The sequence below is a fragment of the Corallococcus terminator genome (assembly GCF_003611635.1).
GTDB lineage: Bacteria > Myxococcota > Myxococcia > Myxococcales > Myxococcaceae > Corallococcus > Corallococcus terminator.
Genome location: NZ_RAVZ01000164.1, coordinates 1 through 21295 on the forward strand (window position 1 = coordinate 1; position 21295 = coordinate 21295).

Annotated in this window: 20 protein-coding genes; 9 read left to right on the forward strand and 11 right to left on the reverse strand. The window is 70.5% G+C overall.

Going from position 1 to position 21295, the window contains the following annotated elements:
• Nucleotides 1–114 precede the first annotated feature (114 nt).
• The 4 genes from tatB (at nucleotide 115) to D7V88_RS22660 (ending at nucleotide 4011) form a co-directional block, all read left to right on the forward strand.
• On the forward strand, nucleotides 115–660 hold the full coding sequence (gene tatB / locus D7V88_RS22645) for a Sec-independent protein translocase protein TatB (protein ID WP_120542734.1): 546 nt from the start codon (nucleotides 115–117) through the stop codon (nucleotides 658–660).
• A gap of 39 nt (nucleotides 661–699) precedes the next feature.
• Complete coding sequence (tatC, locus tag D7V88_RS22650) at nucleotides 700–1905, forward strand: twin-arginine translocase subunit TatC (protein ID WP_120542735.1); 1206 nt, start codon at nucleotides 700–702, stop codon at nucleotides 1903–1905.
• A gap of 11 nt (nucleotides 1906–1916) precedes the next feature.
• Complete coding sequence (locus D7V88_RS22655; RefSeq protein ID WP_120542736.1) at nucleotides 1917–3008, forward strand: potassium channel family protein; 1092 nt, start codon at nucleotides 1917–1919, stop codon at nucleotides 3006–3008.
• 73 nt (nucleotides 3009–3081) lie between these two features.
• A complete protein-coding gene (locus D7V88_RS22660) occupies nucleotides 3082–4011 on the forward strand; it encodes an MBL fold metallo-hydrolase (RefSeq protein ID WP_244238317.1) in 930 nt (309 codons plus the stop codon).
• A gap of 22 nt (nucleotides 4012–4033) precedes the next feature.
• On the opposite strand, the gene D7V88_RS22665 is transcribed toward D7V88_RS22660, so the two are convergent.
• Complete coding sequence (locus tag D7V88_RS22665; protein ID WP_147448820.1) at nucleotides 4034–4318, reverse strand: DUF6289 family protein; 285 nt, start codon at nucleotides 4316–4318, stop codon at nucleotides 4034–4036.
• A 55-nt stretch (nucleotides 4319–4373) separates the two neighbouring features.
• Here D7V88_RS22665 and D7V88_RS22670 point away from each other — a divergent pair, with 55 nt between their 5' ends.
• Nucleotides 4374–5219 carry a hypothetical protein gene (locus D7V88_RS22670; RefSeq protein WP_147448821.1) on the forward strand — a complete coding sequence of 282 codons (846 nt, stop codon included), beginning with the start codon at nucleotides 4374–4376 and terminating at the stop codon, nucleotides 5217–5219.
• Between the two features lie 61 nt (nucleotides 5220–5280).
• Here the strand turns inward: D7V88_RS22670 and D7V88_RS22675 are convergent, their stop codons facing one another.
• The 3 genes from D7V88_RS22675 to D7V88_RS22685 are packed head-to-tail and all read right to left on the reverse strand — an operon-like array spanning nucleotide 5281 to nucleotide 10422.
• The gene (locus D7V88_RS22675) at nucleotides 5281–7794 is read right to left on the reverse strand and encodes an amino acid kinase family protein (protein WP_158625130.1); all 2514 of its coding nucleotides are present in this window, start codon (nucleotides 7792–7794) and stop codon (nucleotides 5281–5283) included.
• The gene (locus D7V88_RS22680) at nucleotides 7791–9128 is read right to left on the reverse strand and encodes an alpha/beta fold hydrolase (protein WP_120542740.1); all 1338 of its coding nucleotides are present in this window, start codon (nucleotides 9126–9128) and stop codon (nucleotides 7791–7793) included. The genes D7V88_RS22675 and D7V88_RS22680 overlap by 4 nt, the downstream gene beginning before the upstream one ends.
• Nucleotides 9129–9132: 4 nt before the next feature.
• Nucleotides 9133–10422 (reverse strand): O-acetylhomoserine aminocarboxypropyltransferase/cysteine synthase family protein, encoded by a 1290-nt coding sequence (locus D7V88_RS22685; RefSeq protein WP_120542741.1) that lies wholly within the window; start codon nucleotides 10420–10422, stop codon nucleotides 9133–9135.
• Between the two features lie 404 nt (nucleotides 10423–10826).
• Here D7V88_RS22685 and D7V88_RS22690 point away from each other — a divergent pair, with 404 nt between their 5' ends.
• Nucleotides 10827–11780 carry an alpha/beta hydrolase family protein gene (locus tag D7V88_RS22690; RefSeq protein ID WP_158625131.1) on the forward strand — a complete coding sequence of 318 codons (954 nt, stop codon included), beginning with the start codon at nucleotides 10827–10829 and terminating at the stop codon, nucleotides 11778–11780.
• Nucleotides 11781–11849: 69 nt separating this feature from the next.
• Here D7V88_RS22690 and D7V88_RS22695 read toward each other — a convergent pair whose 3' ends face one another.
• Nucleotides 11850–12476: a glutathione S-transferase family protein gene (locus D7V88_RS22695; protein WP_120542743.1), complete on the reverse strand. Its 627-nt coding sequence runs from the start codon at nucleotides 12474–12476 to the stop codon at nucleotides 11850–11852.
• 150 nt (nucleotides 12477–12626) lie between these two features.
• Between D7V88_RS22695 and D7V88_RS22700 the strand changes: the two genes are divergently transcribed.
• Nucleotides 12627–13466 (forward strand): class I SAM-dependent methyltransferase, encoded by an 840-nt coding sequence (locus D7V88_RS22700; protein ID WP_120542744.1) that lies wholly within the window; start codon nucleotides 12627–12629, stop codon nucleotides 13464–13466.
• A 1-nt stretch (nucleotide 13467) separates the two neighbouring features.
• Here the strand turns inward: D7V88_RS22700 and D7V88_RS45205 are convergent, their stop codons facing one another.
• Entirely contained in the window at nucleotides 13468–13593 is a 126-nt protein-coding gene (locus D7V88_RS45205) for a hypothetical protein (RefSeq protein ID WP_279636063.1), read from the reverse strand.
• Between the two features lie 67 nt (nucleotides 13594–13660).
• On the opposite strand from D7V88_RS45205, the gene D7V88_RS22705 reads away from it, so the two are divergent.
• Entirely contained in the window at nucleotides 13661–14848 is a 1188-nt protein-coding gene (locus tag D7V88_RS22705; RefSeq protein ID WP_120542745.1) for a cytochrome P450, read from the forward strand.
• Nucleotides 14849–14876: 28 nt separating this feature from the next.
• Here the strand turns inward: D7V88_RS22705 and D7V88_RS22710 are convergent, their stop codons facing one another.
• The 5 genes from D7V88_RS22710 to D7V88_RS22730 all read right to left on the reverse strand — a co-directional run bounded on the left by D7V88_RS22710 (nucleotide 14877) and on the right by D7V88_RS22730 (nucleotide 19216).
• A complete protein-coding gene (locus D7V88_RS22710) occupies nucleotides 14877–15725 on the reverse strand; it encodes an aldose epimerase family protein (RefSeq protein ID WP_120542746.1) in 849 nt (282 codons plus the stop codon).
• A 3-nt stretch (nucleotides 15726–15728) separates the two neighbouring features.
• Complete coding sequence (gene pruA / locus D7V88_RS22715; protein ID WP_120542747.1) at nucleotides 15729–17384, reverse strand: L-glutamate gamma-semialdehyde dehydrogenase; 1656 nt, start codon at nucleotides 17382–17384, stop codon at nucleotides 15729–15731.
• A gap of 151 nt (nucleotides 17385–17535) precedes the next feature.
• The gene (locus D7V88_RS22720) at nucleotides 17536–17934 is read right to left on the reverse strand and encodes a response regulator (RefSeq protein WP_120542748.1); all 399 of its coding nucleotides are present in this window, start codon (nucleotides 17932–17934) and stop codon (nucleotides 17536–17538) included.
• A gap of 147 nt (nucleotides 17935–18081) precedes the next feature.
• Nucleotides 18082–18366 (reverse strand): hypothetical protein, encoded by a 285-nt coding sequence (locus tag D7V88_RS22725; protein ID WP_244238318.1) that lies wholly within the window; start codon nucleotides 18364–18366, stop codon nucleotides 18082–18084.
• Nucleotides 18367–18580: 214 nt separating this feature from the next.
• The gene (locus D7V88_RS22730; RefSeq protein ID WP_244238319.1) at nucleotides 18581–19216 is read right to left on the reverse strand and encodes a S1 family peptidase; all 636 of its coding nucleotides are present in this window, start codon (nucleotides 19214–19216) and stop codon (nucleotides 18581–18583) included.
• Nucleotides 19217–19689: 473 nt separating this feature from the next.
• Here D7V88_RS22730 and D7V88_RS22735 point away from each other — a divergent pair.
• Nucleotides 19690–21295, forward strand: a 1606-nt coding sequence (locus D7V88_RS22735; RefSeq protein WP_244238320.1) for a serine/threonine-protein kinase, incomplete at its 3' end; no start/stop codon positions are given.

Consider the following 21295-nt stretch of genomic DNA (forward strand, 5'->3'; position numbering starts at 1 on the left):
CGCCCGCCCCCTGTTCACGTGGCCGGTCGGTCGCTGGATGTCCGCTGGCGGTTGCGCGGGCCCGCTCCCGGGGCGATAACCCGGGATCTCCCTCCAAGGGGACTCTGAAGACCCATGTTCAACATCGGCGCAGGCGAAATGGTGTTCATCCTGGTGGCCGCGCTGATCGTGCTCGGCCCCCAGCGGTTGCCTGAGCTGGCGCGGGCCATCGGCAAGTTCATGCGCGAGTTCCGTCGCCAGACGGACGATGTGCGCAACGTGGTGGAGCGCGAGTTCTACCAGATGGACGAGGACTTCAACCGCGAGCTGCCGCCGCCGCCGCGCCCGGGCACGCGCGTGCCGTCCCCGCCCCCGGAGCTGGCCAGCGGCGCGCACCACCTGCCGGATGGGTCCATGCCCAACCTGCTCGCGGAGCCCTCCCCGTCGCTCACCGCGTCGCCGGAGCCCGCCTCCGAAACGGCGTCGGAGTCTCCCGCGCCGACTGCGGAGGCCGGGGCCGTGACGCTGACGATGGCGGCGGGTCCCGACGCGTCGTCCGCGACCGGCGCCGAGGCTGACGGTGAAGCCGGTGGGACGGAGCCGCGTCTTGGCCCGGATGGTCTTCCGCAACTCGCCCCCATTCCGGGCACGGTGGCGCGCAACGCGCCGAAACGGAGCTGAGCCCTGAACCGCCAAGGGGTTGATTTCAACGATCTGCGCATGAGCCTGTCGGAGCACCTGACGGAGCTGCGCACGCGGCTCGTCAAGTGTTCGCTCGCGGTGCTCGTGCTGGGCGCCGTGTCGCTCATCTTCGCCAAGCCCATCTTCGGTCTGCTGATGCGGCCGGTGCTCGACGCGCTGCCCGCGGACGGGCGCTCGCTCGTCTACACATCCGGCATCGAAGAAATCAACGTGCTGATGAAGGTGGGCGTGTACTGCGGCATCTTCCTCACCACGCCCGTCATCCTCTGGCAGATCTGGGGCTTCGTGGCGCCGGGGCTCTACCCGGAGGAGCGCAAGTACGCGTCGCCCTTCGTGGTGCTGGGCTCGGTGGCCTTCATCGTGGGCTCGATGTTCTGCTACTTCCTGGTGCTGCCCTCCATGTTCAAGTTCCTCCTGAGCGAGGAGGAGACGCTCGCCCTGGAGCAGCGCGTGGACACGGCGCGCCTGGGCGCGGAGGACGCGCTGCGCTTCCTGCGCATTGGCGAGGTGGAGCGCGCCGGCCACCTGGCGAAGGAGACCAGCGCCGCGCTGACGGCCGTCGGTGAAGGCCAGGTGAAGGACCCCGAAGTCGCCTCCGCCCGCAGCGTGGAATTGACGGCGCGCCTGAAGAACCTGGGCGATCTGCTGGACGCGGCGTCGGACGGGCTGGGCGTCTCCGCGCGCGGCGTGCTGCGTGCGGCGGTGGAGAAGCGGGTGGAGGCGGTGAACGCCTACGGCCGTCAGGACTACGCCACGTCGGAAGCGGCGATGGACCAGGCCGCGAGCCTGCTCGCGGGCGTGGCCCCCACGCGCGCCGAGGAGATGTCGGGCCTGTGGCGGTTGCAGAAGGAGCTGGCCAAGGGCCACGCGGAGGCGGAAGCGGCGCGCTGGACGCGTCCCATGCTGACGATGAATGAGCAACTGTCGCTGGTGCTGCTGCTCATCCTCGCCTTCGGCGTCATCTTCGAGCTGCCGCTGGTGATGGCCCTGCTGGGCATCGTCGGGGTGGTGCAGTCGAAGTGGCTCATCCGCTACCAGCGCCACGCGTTCGTGGTGTGCCTCATCGCGGCGGCCATCCTGACGCCCACGGGTGACGTGGTGAACCTGTCGCTGATGGCCGGCCCCATGCTGCTCTGCTACGAGCTGGGCGTGCTGGCGGTGTGGCTCATCGAGAAGCGCCGCGCGAAGGCGGAAGCCTCCACGGACATCACCCCGGCGGCGTAGACTGCCCCGGCATGAAGAGCTTCTCCGCGCGACTGATGGTGGACCTGCGGTATCTGCGCGCGCTGTCGCGCAGGTTCCGCAGCACGCTGCTGCTGGCGGCGGTCATCTTCGGGATGGGGCCGCTGCTGTTCCAGTGGCGCTTCGTGGGGCCGGGGGGCGACCGCATCTCCTACGGAGAGGCGCTGCACCATGTCTACTTCCTGCTCTTCGGGCAGCCGTCGCTGCCGTACGTCAGCGACTGGCTGGTGGAGAGCCTGAACATCCTCATTCCGCCCATCAGCATCGCGCTGGTGGTGGATGGCGTGGTGCGCTTCGCGTACCTCTTCTTCGCCCGGCACAAGAACGACAAGGAGTGGGTCACCGTGGTGTCCGAAACGATGAAGGGCCACGTCGTGGTGTGCGGGGCGGGGCGCGTGGGCTACCGCGTGGTGACGCAGCTTCGGGAGATGGGTAAGGACGTGGTGGTGGTGGAGAAGCGCGAGGACGCGACGTTCGTGTCCGCGCTGCGCGATGAGAACGTGCCGCTGCTCATCGACGACACGCGCAGCCCGCTGTGCCTGCCGCGCACGCACGTGAAGCGCGCGTCCGCCATCGTCTGCGCCACGGACGACGACCTGGCGAACCTGAACATCGCGCTGGACGCGCGGCGGCTCAACCCGGGCATCCGCGTGGTCATCCGCCTGTTCGACGACGACCTGGGCGCGAAGGTGCGCGACACGTTCAAGGCGGAGGCCCTGTCCAGCTCCTCGCTGGCCGCGCCCGCGATGGCGCTGGCGGCGTTGGACCCGAGGCTGGTGCACTCGTTCCGCATCGGCAAGCACCTGATGGTGGTGTCGCTGTTCGTGGTGCGTGACGGCCTGCCGGGCCTGAACGTGTCCCAGGTGCGCGACCGCTTCGGCGGGCTGGCCCTGTCGCTCATCCGGGGCGCGGAGGAGACGCTGCATCCGCAGGGGGACGTGGTGTTCCAGCCGGGGGACCAGGTCACCATCCAGGCGTCCTATCCGGAGTACTGCATCCTGCGCGCCTTCACCGGCGAGGCGGAGGCGCCCGCGTACGCGGACCACGACAACTTCCTCATGCCGGGGTACCGCCCCACGGGGTGACGCGCCGGCTTGCGAGCGGGCGGGGAGGCCGGTTAGGCAGGGGGCGCTGGTTGCTGAAGGAAAGGCCCGCCCCGTGCTGCATCGTCCTGCTTTCGCCTTGAGTCTCCTGGCCGTCCTGTCCGCTGGCTGTGCGTCGTCTCCGGCGCGTCTGGAAGGGGCGCAGGTGACGCTGGCCTCCCACGCGGACGCGCGCGTGGGCACCTATGTGTCCTCGCCGTGGGGCTTCAGCACGGCGTCGTACTGGATTGAGGGCCCCACGGGGCTCATCCTGGTGGACACGCAGTTCCTGCCGTCCGCGGCGGAGGAGTTCGTCACCTGGGCCGAAGCGGTGACGGGCAAGAAGGCGGAGCTGGCCATCGTGCTGCACGCCAACCCGGACAAGTTCAACGGCACGGACGTGCTGCGCAAGCGCGGCATCCGCGTGGTGACGAGCGAGCAGGTGCGCGCCGCCATCCCGGCCATCCACGAGAAGCGCACGCGCGCGTTCGCCGCGAGGTACGCGCCGGACTATCCGACGACGCTGCCCCTACCGGACAGCTTCGGAAGCCAGCCGGCGGAGCTGAGCGCGGGCGGCGTGACGGTGAAGGCGCACGTGCTGGGCGCGGGGTGCAGCGAGGCGCACGTGGTGGTGGAGTTCGACGGGCACGTGTTCCCCGGCGACCTGGTGGCGAACGACGCGCACAGTTGGTTGGAGATGGGCCGCACGGACGCGTGGCTGGAGCGGCTGGAGGAACTGAAGGCGCTGCGCCCGAAGGTGGTGCACCCGGGACGTGGGCCTTCCGGTGACGCGGGGCTGCTCACGCGGGAGCGTCAGTACCTGGAGCGCGTCATCGCGGAGGTCGCGGCGGAGAAGCCCCAGGGGCCATTTACGGACGCTGCGGGGGAGCGCATCCGGGCGCGCATCGAAGCGGCCTTCCCGGGACTGCGCCTTCCGGTGTTCCTGAACATCGGCCTGCCGGCGGAGTGGGACCGGCAGGCGCGGGCCGCGGCGACCGCGCCTTGAGGACGCGGCCGCGTGCCGGCATTCAGGGACAGTGCGGGTCGCTGACGTACGTCCAATAGGGCGTCTTCTGGCCCAGGTTGATCTCCTTGCCATCGCATCGGCAGTCCCGACGGCCCACTTCGACGGTCTTCGACGAGTTGCTGTAGTAGGTGACGGAGCGGTTGGGGTCGACGCCGCAACTGATGGGCGCGATGGCCTGCTCCACCTGGTCCACGGCGGTGTCCTGTCCGGGAGACGATTCCGTGCCTCCGCATGCGGCCAGCAGCATTGCTCCGGTGAGTGACACGCCTTTAAGTAGTCGGTTCATCTGGCAATCCTTTCCGTGAAGGGAAGGAAACAAGACTACCGGGAGAAGGTGACAAATGCCGACAGGGCAGACGGCGAAGGTTGGATTCCAGGCAGGGGTCCGTCGCTCCTTCTCGGTGGGGGCGGACGTCGCGTGGAAGGGTTGGGGTGAAGCTCAGGGCCTGATGCGCTGGGTGGGTGCGCTCCAGCCTCCGCTGAAGGAAGGGACGGTGACCTCGCTCCCGGATGGGACACGCGTGACGGTGGTTCGGTGTGTCCCCGCGAAGCAGCTGCGCCTGCGATTGGAGCGCGACGGGTGGAGCCGGGCACGTACCGTCCAACTGCGCCTGATTCCCTCCGTGCACGGCATCACCGTGGCGCTGCATGCGGAAGGACTGCCGGATGCGGGCGCCCGCGAGGAGACGCTGGCGCGGTGGACGCATGCCCTGGAGGGCTGGAATGCCTTCTCCGGCAGGAAGGTGGCGGTGAGCCGGTCCGGTCCCATGGAGCGCGATCCCGCTGGCGATAAGGACGCACAGGAGGCTCCTGCCCTGGAGGAGGGACTCGCCGAGAAGGGCGCGGCCGACCTCAAGAAGGCCGGTGCCGTGCGCGGTGTGACGCAGGGCGCGGCACCCGGTGCGAAAGACGCTGCGCCCTCGAAGGTTCGGGGTGGTGCGAAGAATGGCGGGCCCGCGAAACAGCGGCGCGGCGCGAAGAAGACCGTGACCGCGAAGCAGCGGGGCAGTGCGAAGAAGGGTGCGGCAAGGGGCGCGAAGAAGGCAGTGCCCACGAAGCAGCGGGGCAGTGCGAAGAGGGCCGCGTCCACGAAGCGTTCTCCCGCTTCGGGGAAGGCTCTCGGCGGGAAGAGGGACGCGGCGAGGAAGGCGCCCCCTTCAGCGAACAAGACGAAGACCCGGAAGTAGGCTGCGCCCGCCCGGGCGCAGCCCCTGCCTCAAGGGCCGCCGTGCACCGGCCCTCCTCCGCTCACCGCCCGCGCAGGCCCTGCGCAATCTTCAGGATGTCCGCGAGCACTCCAGCCGCCGTGACGGGACCGCCCGCGCCCGCGCCCTGCACCAGCAGCGGGTAGTCCGCGTAACGCTCCGTGGAGAAGGCCACGAACGCCTCCGAGCCACGCAGCCGCGTCGCCGGATGCTCCTTCGACACGGCCACCGGTCCCACGCGCAGCACCGGCCCGTCCTTCGCTGACGGGTCGATGCGCGCCAGGTAGCGCAGCACCTTGCCCTCCGCGCGCAGGCCCTCGATGCGCGACGTGAACGTCCGGTCCAGCTTCTCCAGGCCGGTGAGGAAGCGCTCCACGTCCGTTTCCTCCAGGTACTCGCGCGGCACGAACGGCTCCACCTCCACGTCCTCCATGGACAGCTCCAGGCCCTGCTCGCGCGCCAGGATGAGCGCCTTGCGTGCCGCGTCCGTGCCCGCCAGGTCCTCGCGCGGGTGCGGTTCCGTGAAGCCCTTCTCGCGCGCGGTGCGCACCGCCTTCGACAGCGGCACCCCATCCATCAACTGCTGACTCAGGTAGCCGAGCGTTCCGGAGAATGAACCCTCCACCCCGTGCACCCTGTCTCCGGTTCGCACCAGGTCCTTCAGTGTCTGGATGACGGGCAGGCCCGCGCCCACCGTCGTCTCGTAGTGGTACGCGCGGTGGTTCAGGTGCGCGGTGCTCCGCAGCCGCTCCCACACCTCTCGCGGCTGCGTCAGCGGCTTCTTGTTCGCCGCCACCACGTGGATGCCGCTGCGGAACGCCTCCAGGTACAGCGCCTCCATGCCATCCGCCGCGGTGCAGTCCACCAGCACCGGCACCGGCAGCCGCCGCAGCGCCTCCAGCAGGGCCTGCACCACGGGCGGCGACGCACCCTCGGGCACCGCTTCGATGCGCTCGCGCCACTGGCTCAGCGGGATGCCCTCGGGCGAGAAGAGCACCCGCCGACTGTCCGCGAGCCCCACCAGGTTGAGCTTGATGCCGTGCTCCTGCTCCAGCGACTGTTGCAGCGTGCGCAACTGGTCCAACAACTGGCTGCCAACCACGCCGTGGCCCAGCACCAGCAGGCTCACCTCCTCATGGGCGAAGTGGAAGGCGGCGTGCACCGTGCGCACCGTCAGCGCCGTCTCCCCTCCATCCACGATGAACGAGATGGAGCGCGCGCTGGCCGTCTGCGCGATGGCGCGCACGTTGATGCCCAGCGCCCCCAGCGGCTGGAACAGGCGTCCGGCCACGTTGGCGCCCTGTCCCATCGCCTCCGCCACCAACGCCACCTGCGTCACCGGCGCACGCACCTGAGGAGGCAGCAGCGCGCCCCGCTCCAGCTCCGGCGCCAGTTCCCTCCGCAGCACTTCCTCCGCGCGAGCCGCATGCACCCGGTGCAGCACCACCGCCACCGAACGCCCCGGCGACGACTGCGCCGCCATCCACGCGTCGATGCCCGCCGCCTCCAGGGCCTGCAACGCACGAGGCCCCACCGGCCGCGCCGCCTCCTCCGTGCCACCCTCCAGGCCCAGCAGCGCCAGGTCCTCCAGCGACACCACGCACGTGGGCACGCTGCCATCCCCCGCGCCGGGCACGTCGATGAGCGTGCCGGGCTCGTCGGGATGTTGCAGGTGGCGCACGCGCAGCGGGATGTCCGCGTCGCGCAGCGTGGACAGCGCGCGAGGGTGCAACGTGGGCAGGCCCAGGTACACCAGCTCCAGCGCCTCCGTGTAGCTCAGGTGCGGCACCGGCCGCGCGTCCGCGACGTGGAGCGGATCCGCCGTCATCACGCCGGGCACGTCCGTCCACAACGTCAGCGGCGTGCCCAGCAGCACGGCCAGCACCGCCGCCGTCTCGTCCGCGCCACCCGTGCCCAGCGTCGTGGAGCGCCCGTCGAGCGACAGGCCCCGCCCGCCCGCGTGCAACGTCAAACGTCCCTCCCACGCCGACCGCAGCGTCGCCACGCGAGCGCGGGTGTGCTCCCGGTTCACGCGCGCCTGTCCGGGCTCGCCTTCCGTCACCGTCCAGTCCGCCGCGTCCACCTCCAGCGAGGGAACGCCCCGCGCCCCCAAGAGCCGCGCCAGCAGCGCCGCCGTCAGCCGCTCGCCCGTGCCGCGCACCACGTCCTCCAGCGCCGGCCGCCGCTCGCGCACGAGGCTGGCTCCATCCAACGCGCGACGCGCGGGCTCCAGCAGCGACGCCAGCGAGCGCGTGCCGTTGGCCTCCACCGACGTGGAGCCCGGAGGCGCGCCCAGCCGGCGCTCGGCCTCCTCCAGCATCAACAGGCCCCGCGCCAGCAGTCCGTCCAGCTCCTGCCGGGCCAGCGTGGAGTTGCCCTTCAGCGCGATGGACAGCGCGGCCTCCAGGCCAGTGGCGAGCCACGGAGGAGAGGACACGATGGCGGCGCGCGTGGTGCCCGCGTCGCGGCGCGACAGGTGCGTGGCCACGGACGCGAGGCCCAGGGCGTTGTCGAGGAGGAACGGCGCGTAGCGGGTGATGCTCACGGGAGCGGTCATGAAGTCTTCCGGGCGCGGACGCCGGCAGGAGAGGGAGCGCGGGCGTCGCGGCCCACGCCCGGTGGCAGGGCGAGGGCGCGCAGCAACAGGGGCGCGAGCGCGTCCCATTCGATGAGGAAGCCGTCGTGGCCGTGCACGCTGCACAGGGCCGCGTATTCGGCGTGGAGGCCCTGCGCGCGCAGGCGCCGGGACAGCGTCACCATGTGTTCGGGCGGGAAGAGTTGGTCGCGGTCGATGCCGATGGCCAACGTGCTCGCGCGAATGCGGTCCAGGCCCGGACCTCCGCGCGGCGTGGGCACGCGCGCCAGGTCGTGGTGGTCCATGGCGCCCAGCAGGGCCAGGTAGGAGCGGGCGTCGAAGCGCGCCTCCAGCTTCGCGCCCTGGTACTCCAGGTAGCTCTCCACCGGATACAGCGCCCGCGACGACCACGCCTGCGGACGCTTCTGGAGCGCGTCCAGGCCCGCCTCCGCGCGGTAGGTGAGCGTCGCCAACTGACGCGCCAGCTCCAGGCCGCGCCGGGGGGACTCGGGGTACTCCGGATCCAACAAGATGGCCTGCCGGGCCACGTGGTTCCAGCCCACCACCCACGCGGACGCGGACTCCGCCGTGGCCATGGGCACCATGCGCTGGAAGCGCTCCGGCGCGAGCGCCGCGAGGCACAGCACGACCATGCCTCCCAGCGAGCCCCCGGTGACGAGCGCCACCTCCTCGATGCCCAGCGCGTCCAGCGCGGCGAGGATGGAACGCGCCTGGTCCCATGGCGTGATGGTGGCGGGGAGGCTGCGCTCATCCAGGCGCAGGTCTCCCTTGGCCAGCACGGGCGACGGACCGAAGCGGGTGTCGTCGGTTCGCTGGGGGAAGCCTTCGTCCGCGGGCCCGAAGGTGCCGTAGCAGGAGCCCAGGTTGTTGAAGCACAAGAGGCGCACGCGCGATGGATCCAACGGCCGGCCCGGACCGATGACAGGCCCCCACCAGCCGCCTTCACCTCCCGCGTTCATGTCCCCGGTGAGCGCGTGCACCAGCAGCACGGTGGGCACCGGGTCGGGCGCGCGTCGCGGACCGTTGCGACGTGCATCCGCGGCGGCGTCCCGCAGGTCGGACGCGGAACGCCGCACCACTTGAAGCCTGCCCGCGCGCGTCGCCTCTTCCGAGTGCACGCGCGAGCGCGACTGCAACCACGCGAGGTCCTCCGGGGGCCCCCACCACCAGCCGCGCACCAGATGGGGGGCCACGCGAGCCCCCGCCTCCAGTGGCAGGTCTGGCAGCGACAGGTCGAAGACGCGCGGCGTTTCCGCGCGCGCGGGGATGTCCACGGGATTCCTCACGGGTCGCATGGCGTCAGGCCGCGTTCAACGCCTGGTCCAGGTCGGCCAGGATGTCGTCCAGGTGTTCCAGGCCCACGGACAGCCGCACCAGGTCGTCGGTGACGCCCGTGCTGGCGCGCTCCTCCGGCGACAGTTGCTCGTGCGTCGTGGACGCCGGGTGGATGATGAGCGAGCGCGTGTCGCCGATGTTCGCGAGCAGGCTCCACAGCTTCACGCCGTCAATCACGCGGCGCCCCGCCTGCAAGCCGCCCTTCACGCCGAAGGTGACGAGCCCGCCGAAGCCGCCCTTCAGGTACTTCTTCGCGTTGGTGAACGCGGGGTCGTTCTCCAGGCCCGGGTAGCGCACCCACTCCACCTTCTTGTGGGTCTGGAGCCACTTCGCCACGGAGAGCGCGTTCTGCGAGTGGCGCTCCAGGCGCAGGCGCAGCGTCTCCAGGCCCAGGATGAACGCGTGCGCGTTGAAGGGGCTGAGCGCGGGGCCCAGGTCGCGCAGGCCCTCCAGGCGGGCCTTGAGGATGAAGGCCGCGGGCCCGAAGGCCTCGCGCAGGCGCAGGCCGTGGTAGCCGGGGTTGGGCTCGGTCAGTTCGGGGAACCTGCCGTTCTCCCAGGGGAAGTTGCCGCCGTCCACGATGACGCCGCCAATGGAGGTGCCGTGGCCGCCGATGTACTTGGTCGCGCTGTGCAGCACGATGTTCGCGCCGTGGCGCAGCGGGTTGAAGAGGGCGGGGGACAGCGCGGTGTTGTCCACGAAGAGGGGCAGGCCCGCCTCGCGCGCGATGGCGCCAATGGCGTCGAAGTCCGGCACGTCCAGGCGCGGGTTGCCCAGGGACTCCAGGTAGAGCGCCTTCGTCTTGGGGCCAATCGCCTCGCGGAACGACTCCGGACGGTTGGAGTCCACGAAGCGGGTGGTGATGCCCAGGCGGGGCAGCGTCACCTTGAAGAGGTTGTAGGTGCCGCCGTAGAGGCTGGCGCCGGAGACGATTTCATCTCCGTTCTTGAGGATGTTGAGGATGCCCAGCGTCTGCGCGGCCTGTCCGGACGCCACCGCGAGCGCGCCCACGCCGCCTTCGAGCGCGGCGATGCGCTTCTCGAAGACGTCCGTCGTGGGGTTCATGATGCGCGTGTAGATGTTGCCGAACTCCTTGAGGCCGAAGAGGGCGGCGGCGTGGTCCGCGTCGCGGAAGCGGTAGCTGGTCGTCTGGTAGATGGGCACCGCGCGCGACCCGGTGGTGGGGTCGGGCGAGTAGCCGGCGTGCAGCGCGAGCGTGTCGAAGTGCAGCGGGCGGTCGTTGGGCGTGCTCATGGCAAGGGACTCCTGTTCGCGTCGCCAGCGAAGGCGCGCGTCAAGTGAAGGGCGGAAGGGTGACGGGGACGTCAGGGCACGACGGGCGGCGGGGGAGGCTTCAGGTCACGGTGGGCGCTAACGACGCTCTTCGGCTGGGGTACGAGAGCGGAGGCCCGGAACGACGAAGCCCACCGACCCTCGCGGGTGGGTGGGCTCCGGTGGCTCGCCAGGGGCAGGCTGTGCGTCAGCCGGCCGCGGCGGGCTTGGGCCCACCCGGAACAGGCATCGAACACATGCACATGGCGGAGGTGACGAACATTCTGCGAGTAGAAGTAGCGAGCATGCCGCGCGCTGTCAAGCCACCCTCCGGAACGAAGCCGCGCACGTCACGTGCCGGTGACGACGTGCCGTCGCGTATTCCCATGATGACGCTCTCGCGTGCTTCAGCGCTTCCCATCCTGCTGAGTTGCTTCGTCACCTGTCTCTTCACGGTCGCCTGTTCCAGGCCCGCGCCGCCCACGCCCATGACCTTGCGAAAGACGTTCCGCACGCAGTTGAAGGACCCCGCCGCGCTGCCTTCGAGCGCGCCCGTTCCGCCTCCCGGTGTCTTCGAGTTGGTGCGCTACCCGGCGCCGCTGGGAAGCAACGCGGCCTACGTCACGCCCGTGCGCGAAGGGAACAGGCGCCCGGCGATGGTGTGGCTTCACGGCGGGTTCAACTGGGGCATCGGCCCGCTCGCGTGGCTGCCCGCGGCCCGCGACAATGATCAGAGCGCACGAGCGTTCCGCGAAGCGGGCATGGTGCTGATGCTGCCGTCGCTGCGGGGCGCGAACGACAACCCCGGTGAGCACGAATACTTCCTGGGCGAGGCGGATGACGTGGTGGCCGCGATCGACTTCCTGGCACAGCGCCCGGACGTGGATCCCGCTCGCATCTACCTGGGAGGCCACAGCACGGGGGGCACGCTGGCGCTCATCGCCGCCGTGCATGCTCCGCGCTTGAAGGGCGCGTATGTCTTCGGTCCCACCCACGATGTCTCTGGATACGGCAGGACGGGCACGGCGCTGGACCGCGCCACGGGACCGGAGCTGTGGATGCGCAACCCGGTGAGCTTCGTGGACGCGCTGCGCGTGCCCACGCAGGTCATCGAGGGCGCGGACCATGGGAACACCGAAGCGTTCGAACCCCTGCGCAAGGCGGCGAAGGACGCGCCGCTGTCGTTTCTGCCGGTGCCCGGCGCCACGCACTTCAGCGTCCTCGCGCCCGTGACGGAGCTGCTGGCGCGCAGGCTCGCGGAGACACCCGCGGAGGTGCCGACGGTGATGCTCACGGACGCGGAGACCCGCGAGGCCGTGCTCGCTGAACGCGACCGGTGAGGCTCGCTCAACGCACCCGCGCGTTCGCGGACGAGGCCCTTTGCGCCGAACGCGACCGGTGAGGTGTGCTCAACGCACGTGGGCGTTCGCGGGGTAGGGCGGCAGCGTGCCCTGGAAGCCCGGCTGCTGGCGCACCCGTTCGAGCCACGCGAGCACACCAGGGTACGGCGTCAGCTCCACGCCCGCTTCCGGCGCCAGGTGCACGTACGCGTAGAGGCAGAGGTCCGCGACGGTGTAGCGCTCCTCCACCAGGAACGTGCGGGTGCGCAGGTGGCGCTCCAGCGTCTCCAGCGCGCGCACGCCCCCGGCGATGCGCTGTCGGAACGCTTCCGGTTGCTGGGGTTCGCGGCCACTGAGGCGCCAGTAGCGCGCGGTGCCCAGGTTGGGCTCCACCCCGTTCTGTTCAAAGAACATCCACTGGTGCACCTGCGCCCGCGCGAAGCGGTCCTCGGGCAGCAGCCGCGTGCCCTCCGCGAGGAACAACAGGATGGCGTTGGACTCCGCGAGGAACCGTCCCGGCTCTGGCTCCAGCACCGGGATGCGCCCGTCCGGGTTCTTGTTCGCGTGGAAGTCGGCCGTGTGGCTTTCGCCCGCGAAGATGTCCACCGGCACCAGCTCATACGCGAGGCCCAACTGCGCGAAGAGCGTGCGGACCTTGTAGCCATTCGCGGAGGGGAGGCAGTCGTGGAGGCGCATCGAAGAGGCTCCGGAAGAGGAAGGGATGCGCGACACGCTAGCGCCCACGGAGGTGTCCCGCGCTCCGGTCCTTGCGCTTGAATTCGGGGGCGGAGTTGAAGTTGATTCTGATTATCAATATCTTATTGGGGTTCCTCAAAGGACCCTGCCATGACCGAGCGCTACTACGTCCCGAACCTCACGGGCATCCCGGAGACGATGCTGTGGACGTTGCACAACCGCGCGGGTGAGGCGAAGCGGGCGGACGGCATCCTCCGGGACTCGGACGTGGTGCGCATCTACGACGCCATCCAGTACGACTTCGTGCGCTCGTTCGGACAGGCGGACAGCTCGCACGCGGTGCGCGCGGTGGAGACGGACCGGGTGCTGCGCCAGTGGCTCTCCGCGCATCCGGATGGCTTCGTCGTGTCGCTGGGGGAGGGGTTGGAGACGCAGGCGCAGCGCCTGGACAACGGCCGGCTGCGCTGGCTGAGCGTGGATCTGCCGGAGGCGGTGGCCATCCGGGAGCGCTTCCTGCCGCCCACGGAGCGGCTGCGCCACTTCGCGGGGAGCGCGTTGGACCGCTCCTGGATGGACGCGGTGGATGCGTCCCAGGGCGTGTTCATCATCGCGCAGGGGCTGTTCATGTACTTCGAGGAGGAGGAGGTCCGCCGCCTCATCGTGGACATCGCGGAGCGCTTCCCGGGCGCGGAGCTGCTCTTCGACACGATTCCCCGGTGGTTCTCCCGCAAGACGCTCACCGGGCTGAAGCGGACGCCCGCCTACCGGGTGCCTCCCATGCCGTGGGGCATCAACCTGGACGAGCTGGCACCGACGCTCAAGCGCTGGCACCCGCGCGTGAAGCACGTCACGCGGGTGCCGTTCATGTTCCCCCGAGGCTTGCAGCGCATCGTCTACAACAACGTCAACCGGCTGCCCTGGCTCAAGCACAAGACGCCGGCCATCGTGCACGTGCGCATCGCGCACGCCCCGGCGCCTTCGGACGCGTGAGCTACGGCGTGGCTTCGTTCCAGACCTCGGAGACGCGGCCCACCTGGTCGAACGCGCAGTGCGCGGCGCCCGCGATGACCTTGTCGTTCACCGGGGCCGCTGAGGAGCCGTCCGTGCGCTGTGGCACCGTCCCGCCTCTGTTCAGCCGCCAGTATACCGGCTATACATTTCCAGCCCGGAAAGGAAATTCTTCCATGAGCGGACGCGTGAACCTGATGGCGCCGGAGGTCCGGGCCAATCCCTACCCTGTCTACGCGGAGCTGCGGCGCAGCGCTCCGGTGTGTCAGGTGGAGCCGGGCGGCCTGTGGGCGCTCACGCGCTTCGAGGACGTGTCCGCGGCGTTCAAGAACCCGCAGGTGTTCTCGTCCGCGGGCGTGCGCACCGTCACGGCGCCCCCGTGGTTGGGCCACAACCCGTTCTCCGAATCCATGATCGTGATGGATCCGCCGCACCACATGCGGCTGCGCACGCTGGTGAGCCGCGCGTGGACGCCCACGGCGGTGAACCGGATGGAGCCTCGCATCCGCGGCTTCGCGCAACACCTCGCCGAGCGACTGCAACCCGAGCGTGAAGTGGACTTCGTGGACGCCTTCGCCATGCCGCTGCCCGCGAGCGTGATTGGCGAACTGTTCGCGTTGGATCCGCAGATGACCGCCCGTTACAAGCGCTGGTCGGTGGACCTGTCCAGCGTGTCCGGGACGACGGAGAAGGACACCCACCGTCACGAATCCATCCGCGCCACGGTGCGCGAGATGGAGGACTACCTGTCCCAGGTGGTCGCCGACCGCCGCCGCCAGCCGCAAGAGGACATGGTGTCGGACCTGGTGCAGACGCGCGTGGACGGCGAGGCGCTCTCCGACGCGGAGCTGATGAGCTTCCTGTTCCTGCTGGTGGTCGCGGGGCTGGAGACCACCGTGCAGCTCGTCAGCCACTGCGTGCGCATGCTGATGGAGCACCCGCACCTGCTCACCCGCCTGCGCGAGAACCCCGCGCAACTGCCGCGCTTCGTGGAGGAGGTGCTGCGCTTCGAGCCCTCCGTGCACGGGCTGGTGCGCGTCACCACGAAGGAGACGGAGGTTTCAGGCGTGGTGATTCCGGCGGGCGCGCGCGTGGCGCTGATGGTGGGCTCCGCGTGCCGCGACGGCGAGCGCTTCAAGGACCCGGACACCTTCGACATGGACCGCGAGGGCGTGAACAACTTCCCCTTCGGCCACGGCATCCACTTCTGCCTGGGAGCCCCGCTGGCCCGGCTGGAGGCGCGCGTGGGGCTGGAGGTGCTGCTGTCGCGCTTCACGAAGTTCACGCCCACGGGCCCGGTGAAGTGGAACACCTCCCTCACCGTGCGCGGCCCGCTGACGATGCCCCTCATCCCGCACGCCTGAGCTGAGCGGGACGAGGTGGCCGGAGGCTTCAAGCCTCGATGTCGAACGCGAGCGACACGCGCTCGCCGGGCTCCACGTGCAGCAGGCCCTCGCCGGTGGCCAGGGCCCCGGCGGCGGCGGTCCACGGCTCCACGCAGACGAAGTCCTTGCCCTGCAACGTCCACACGACGAGCAGCCGGAACTCCGGGCTCCACGACAGCTTCACCGGCGGCAGGCCCGGCCCGCGCTCCAGCGTCGTGCCCGGCCCCTTGTGGTCGCGCAGGTGCATGTCCACCTCCGCCGCCGTGAGGTCCAGGCCGGTGAAGGGCACCTCATGCTTCTCGCGGTTGTCCCACGCGTGCGTGGCGTCCGTCTCCACGCGGGCCTGGGCCTTGTTGGCCTGCGGCACGCGGAAGTACGGGTGGTAGCCCAGGTGCAGCGGCAGGGGCCGCGTGTCCCGGTTCTCCAGGTCGAAGTCGAGGGTGAGCCGGCTGCCCACCAGCGAGAAGGTCAGTTGCGCGTCGAAGGCCCAGGGGTACTGGCGCAGCGTCTCCTCGGAGGAGGTGAGCCCCAGCACCAGCAGCGAACCTTCCGACTGCCGCACCGTCCACGGCAGCCGCCGCGCGAAGCCGTGCTGCGGCAGGGTGTACGCCTTGCGGTCCGCCGGGTACGTGTCCCCGGGCAGGGGGCCGGCGATGGGAAAGAGCACGGGGATGCCCCCGCGCACGTTCTTCGTGAGGTCGGCGACGGTGCCCTCATCCAGGAAGAGCACCTCCTCGCCTTCCACCACCATGCGGGTGACGAGCGCGCCGCGCGTGGGGATGATCTCCACGCGGCACGCGCCGTCCTCCAGCGCGTAGGTGTCCAGCCCCGCGATGCCCGGGAACGGTCCGCTCATGGCCTAGATGGCCCCTTCCTTCGGGTCGCTGTCCATGAAGGGGTAGGGCACCTTCGCGGGCGGCACGAAGTTCTCCTTGATGGTGCGCGGGCTGCTCCAGCGGAACAGGTTGACGATGGAGCCCGCCTTGTCGTTGGTGCCCGACGCCCGGCTGCCGCCGAAGGGCTGCTGGCCCACCACCGCGCCCGTGGGCTTGTCGTTGATGTAGAAGTTGCCCGCCGCGCCGCGCAGGCTGCTCATCATCATCTCGATGGCCTGACGGTCGCGCGCGAAGATGGCGCCGGTCAGCGCGTAGCTGGCGGACTGGTCGCACTCCTTCAGCGTCTCCTCCAGCTTCGCGTCCGGGTAGACGTACAGGCCCACGAGTGGCGCGAAGATCTCCTCCGTCATGATGCGGTGGCGCGGGCTGTTGCACTGCACCAGCGTGGGCTGCACGAACCAGCCCTCGCTCCTGTCCGTCCCGCCGCCCGCGATGATGGTGGCGTCGCCGCCCGTCTTCGCCAGCTCGATGTACGAGGACACCTTCTTGAACGACCGCTCGTCGATGACGGCGCCCATGAAGTTCCGGAAGTCCGTCACGTCGCCCATCTTGATGTCCGCGATGAGCGCCTGCAGGCGCGGCTTCAGCTTGGGCCACAGCGACTCCGGCACGTAGACGCGGCTCGCGGCGGAGCACTTCTGGCCCTGGTACTCGAAGCCGCCGCGCACGATGGCGACCGCGAGCGCCTCCAGGTCATCCGCCGCGGACGGGTGCGCGAAGATGAAGTCCTTGCCGCCCGTCTCACCCACCAGCCGGGGGTACTGCTTGTAGCGGCCGATGTTCTCTCCCACGCTCTTCCACAGGCTGTTGAACGTGGGCGTGGAGCCGGTGAAGTGGATGCCGCCCAGGTGGGGGCTCGCCAGCACCGGGTTGCCCACCGTGGGGCCGTCGCCGGGCAGCATGTTGATGACGCCGTCGGGCAGGCCCGCCTCGCGCAGCAGTTCCAGGCCGTACCACGCGCTCAGGCCCTGCGTGGAGGACGGCTTCCACAGCACCACGTTGCCCATGATGGCGGGCGCCGCGCACAGGTTCACCGCGATGGAGGTGAAGTTGAACGGGGTGATGGCGAAGACGAACCCGTCCAGCGGCCGGTAGTCCGTCAGGTTCCACGTCTGCGCGGAGCTCTCCGGCTGGATGGAGAGGATCTGCTGCGCGAAGTGGACGTTGTAGCGAAGGAAGTCGATGAGCTCACACGCCGCGTCGATCTCCGCCTGGTGCGCCGTCTTGGACTGGCCCAGCATGGAGGACGCGTTGAGCAGCGGGCGGTAGCGCGTGGCGAGCAGCTCCGCGGCGCGCAGGAAGATGGCCGCGCGTGCGTGGAAGGACATCCGCGCCCAGTCCTCCTTCACGCTCATCGCGTTCTGGATGGCCTTCTCCACGTGGCTCGCGTCGGCCTCGTGCAGGGTGGCCAGCACGTGCTTGTGCCGGTGGGGCATGCGCACGGTGTCCGTCTTGCCGGAGTGCAGGTACTTGCCGCCGATGACGATGGGGATCTCCACCTGCTCGCTGCTCATGCGCTTGAGCGCGCTCTGGAGTTCGGCGCGCTCGGGCGTGCCGGGAGCGTGGGAGAGGACGGGCTCGTTCTTGGGAGCCGGGACGCGGGGAAAGGCGTTGAGCACGCGAGGACCTCGGGGCGGGAAGGAAAGGGGGGCAAGGTATAGCCCTCCCCGGGTCCCAGGTCAGCGAGAGTTGCCCGGGCCGTCCGCGCCGCGACACAGGCGGACTTTGCGCACGCGTCCCGTCAGGAGGCCGTCCGGCACTCGGCCGGCTTCAGCCCTCGCCCGCGGCCTTGGCCGTGGCGCCCCGCGCACGCTGCAACACGGCATGCAGTTGCGCGATGAGGTACGGCGGCTTCACCGGCTTGACCAGGTACGCGTCCGGCTGGGGCTGCCCGGGCTCCAGGTCCGCGCGCGGCGCGTAGCCGCTGACGAACACCACCGGCAGGTGCGCCAGGGCCGGCTCGGCGCGGACACGGCGGCACAACTCGTAGCCGTCGATGCCCTCCATGTTCACGTCCGACAGCAGCACGTCCGGCGGCTCCGTCAGCGCGTGCGCCAGCCCCGCTTCGCCGTCCGCCGCCACCGTGCAGTCGAACTCCCCTGACAGCAGCAGCCGCAGCGTCTCGCGCATGGTCCAGGAGTTCTCGACGATGAGGACCTTGGGCTTCACGGCGCTTCGACTCCCGGGGAGGGGACCGCGGACAGCGGGCAACGACAGCGCCCAGCATCCCCCCACCGTGCGCACCGGGCAAGAGGTCCCCCTTCACCCGGAAGAATTCCTGGAAGCCGCCACCTCACGGGTTTGCCTCCCAGCTCCCTAGTCCTCCGGTGGTGGATTCACGAGCCCCCGCCGGGAAACCTCGGAGTCCGGCTCCTCGTCGCCCCGGGCCTCCCGTTCCGGGACGGCTCTCTCCTCCCACTCCTCGCCGCGCTCGACGCTCGCCTCCCAGGGGGTTTCCTCCACCGGGCCCGGGTTGACGTCCGGGGCGAGGGCGGCTTCGGAGCGCTCGCGGCTCAGCTCCGCGGCGGCGCGGTCCTGGGCGTCCTCCAGTTGGCCCCGGTTGCGAGGTTGGAAGTTCCTGCTGCCCTTGTGGCCGGCCATGGTCTTGCCTCCGACGGGGACGGACGACGGACCCTGCGTCGGGGCGCGGTCCGGCTCCCGGCTGCAAGGTGTGCCTCCCCGGAGGGACGAAGCAATGGCGGTCCTGCCGGGCCTGCCTGCCCGGCCGTCCAGGGACGAGGGGGACGGTGGCCCCGTGTCGCGCCGCGCCGTACCCACCCGGTCCTCACGGCGCGGCAAAGTCGTCATGCCGCTTTCAGCGCGGGTCCGGTGGCAGGCCTTGGGCCAGCGGCTGCGCATCCTCCTGGGACAGGCGTTGGACCTCCGGCGCGATGTCGGCTGTGGGCGCGGCGATGCTGCACCGCGCGCCGCCGTGCACCAGTCCCACCACCCGCATCCTGGCATCCACCAGCGGCGCGCCGGAGTCTCCCGGGGTGCCGTCCATGGTGGTGAAGAGCGCGGCGGGCACGTCCGGCAGCGAGGGGCAGCGGCCCAGCCGCTCCAGCATCACCTGCTGCGGTTCGCCGGGGCGGTCATACCGGCCGGTGAAGACGAGCACGTCCCCGGGCGCGGGCAGCGCTTCGGCCACCTCCAGCGGGGCCACCGGGGCCTTCGCCTCCAATTCCAGCACGGCCAGGTCCCGGCCGCGATCCACGAACACGTAACGGCCCTCCAGCCGCCGCCCGTCCTCGAAGTTCGTGAACTCGGGGCTGCTCTCCTGCGCCACGCAGTGGGCGGCGGTGAGCACGTGTCGTCCCTGGCCCACAACCACGCCCGCGCAGTGACCGTCGCCCAGCGTCACCGTGGCCGCCGTGGCCCGCTGGAGGCCCTGGGCCTCGTGGGTTTCAGGCTGACCGCAGGCCATCCAGGCCGTGACGGCCACGAAGGCCACGGCCACTCCTCCCCGCTTCCATGCCCGCATGCCGTCTCCCCCTCTGGCGCGGGCAATGGGCCCTGTGCCTGGAAGAAGGGTGTGCATGCGTCACGGTGCGTCGTGCCCGGGCGACCGGAAGCGGCTCCCCAGCAGGCATCCGGGCGGCAGGCCGCGTTTTCTTCCAGCAGAACGATTGATCAGGAACTAGGAACAGGGATGCACCTGCTCGGATGTCCCGGAGGCGGTGTCACTGAAACGTGCTATTCCTCCGACGTCTGGATCCCGGCGGAATGGCCGGCCCCTAGCGCGTGAGCGACGACGAGAAGACAACGGTCCTGGACGAGCGAACCCGGCCTCCGAGCACGTGGGGGGACCGGGTGCGTACGCCCATCACGTTGCCGGGCGCGGGCATCGGGGGGCGGCGTTCGCTGGAGCCGGGCATCGTCGTCACCGGGCGCTACCGGGTGGAGTCGCTCTTGGGCGAGGGCGGCATGGGCCGCATCTGGCTGGCGGACGACCTCCAGGAGCGTCGGCGCATCGCGCTCAAGGAGATGCACGTCCCGGCGGAGCTGTCCGCGGCGAAGGTGGAGGAGCTGGTGCTGATGTTCCGGCACGAGTTCTTCGCCATGAAGAAGCTCCAGCACCCGTCCACGCTCAAGGTCTACGACTGGGGCATGACGGAGGCCGGCAACCGCTTCATCACCATGGAGGTGGTGGGCGGCCACGACCTGAGCACGCTGGTGCGAGAAGCGCCGCTGGACACGCGCACGCTGTACCGGGTGCTGATCCAGATGGCGCAGGTGCTGGCGTTCATCCATTCGCGCCTGTACGTGCACTGCGACATCAAGGCCAGCAACGTGCGCATCACCGAGTCCGGCGCGGTGAAGCTCATGGACTTCGGCGTGATGCACCAGTTGGGCACGCCCAGTCCCGGCAAGCTCAAGGGCACGCTGGAGTACCTGGCGCCGGAGTGGCAGCGGGGCGCGAGCATCGACGGGCGCGCGGACCTGTACTCGCTGGGCGTGATGGCCTGGTACCTGGCCACGCGCAAGCTGCCCTTCAAGCGCAGCAACCCCGCCGTGCTGCTGGCGGACCACCTGACGCGTCCGCCGCCGCGCCCCTCCACGCTGTGCGCGGTGGATCCGCAGTTGGAGGAGATCATCCTCCTGCTCATGGCCAAGGATCCACGCGAGCGCTTCCAGGACGCGAGCGAGCTGATGGAGGCGCTCTGCCACGCGAGCGGCGAGCCGTCCCCGGAGGAGCCGCTGTCGGCGCGTGCCAGCTACCTGCACGTGCCAGAGGTGGTGGGCCGCGAGGCGGAGCTCGAAGGGCTGATGAACGGCCTGGCCGAGGCGGACTGGGGCCAGTCGCGCGCGGTGCTCGTGGGCGGTCCCGCGGGCGTGGGCAAGACGCGGTTGCTCCAGGAGTTCGAGCTCCAGGCGAAGCTGGCGGAGCTGCCCTTCGGCCGGGGCCAGTGCCGCGCGGAGGGCTTGGCCCCGCTCGCGCCGGTGGCGCAGGCCCTGCGCAGCATGGTGCCGCACACGCCGTCGGAGCTGATGGACCGGCTGGGGCCCCGGCTGATGCGCATGCTGCCGGGCCTGTCGTCGGAGGTGCCCGAGGGCGAGGTGCACGAGCGGGCCCTGCGCGAGGGGACGGAGGAGAAGGGCGCGTTCTTCGAGGCGCTGTCGGAGTGGACGCGCACGCTCGGCGGGCGTCAGTCGTTCGTGCTGTGCTTCGAGGACCTCCAGTGGGCGGACAGCGCGTCGCTGGAGGCCATCAACGTCCTCATCCGCGCGCTGCACGGCACGCGCGGCATGGTGGTGGGCACGTTCCGCTCCGCGGAGCTGTCGCGCCTGAGCCTCGCGTTCCAGACGGTGGACGAGAAGCTCACCGCGCGCATGGACCTGGAGCCGCTGTCCGCGGAGCACGTGGGCACGCTGGTGGAGCTGGTGCTGCCCGGGCTGGACATGCCGGAGGGCTTCGTCACCCGGCTGCACGCGACCACGAAAGGCAACGCGTTCTTCGCCACCGAATGCCTGCGCATGCTGGTGGAGGCGGGCGCGCTCAAGCGCGTGGGCGGGCGCTGGGAGGCGGAGG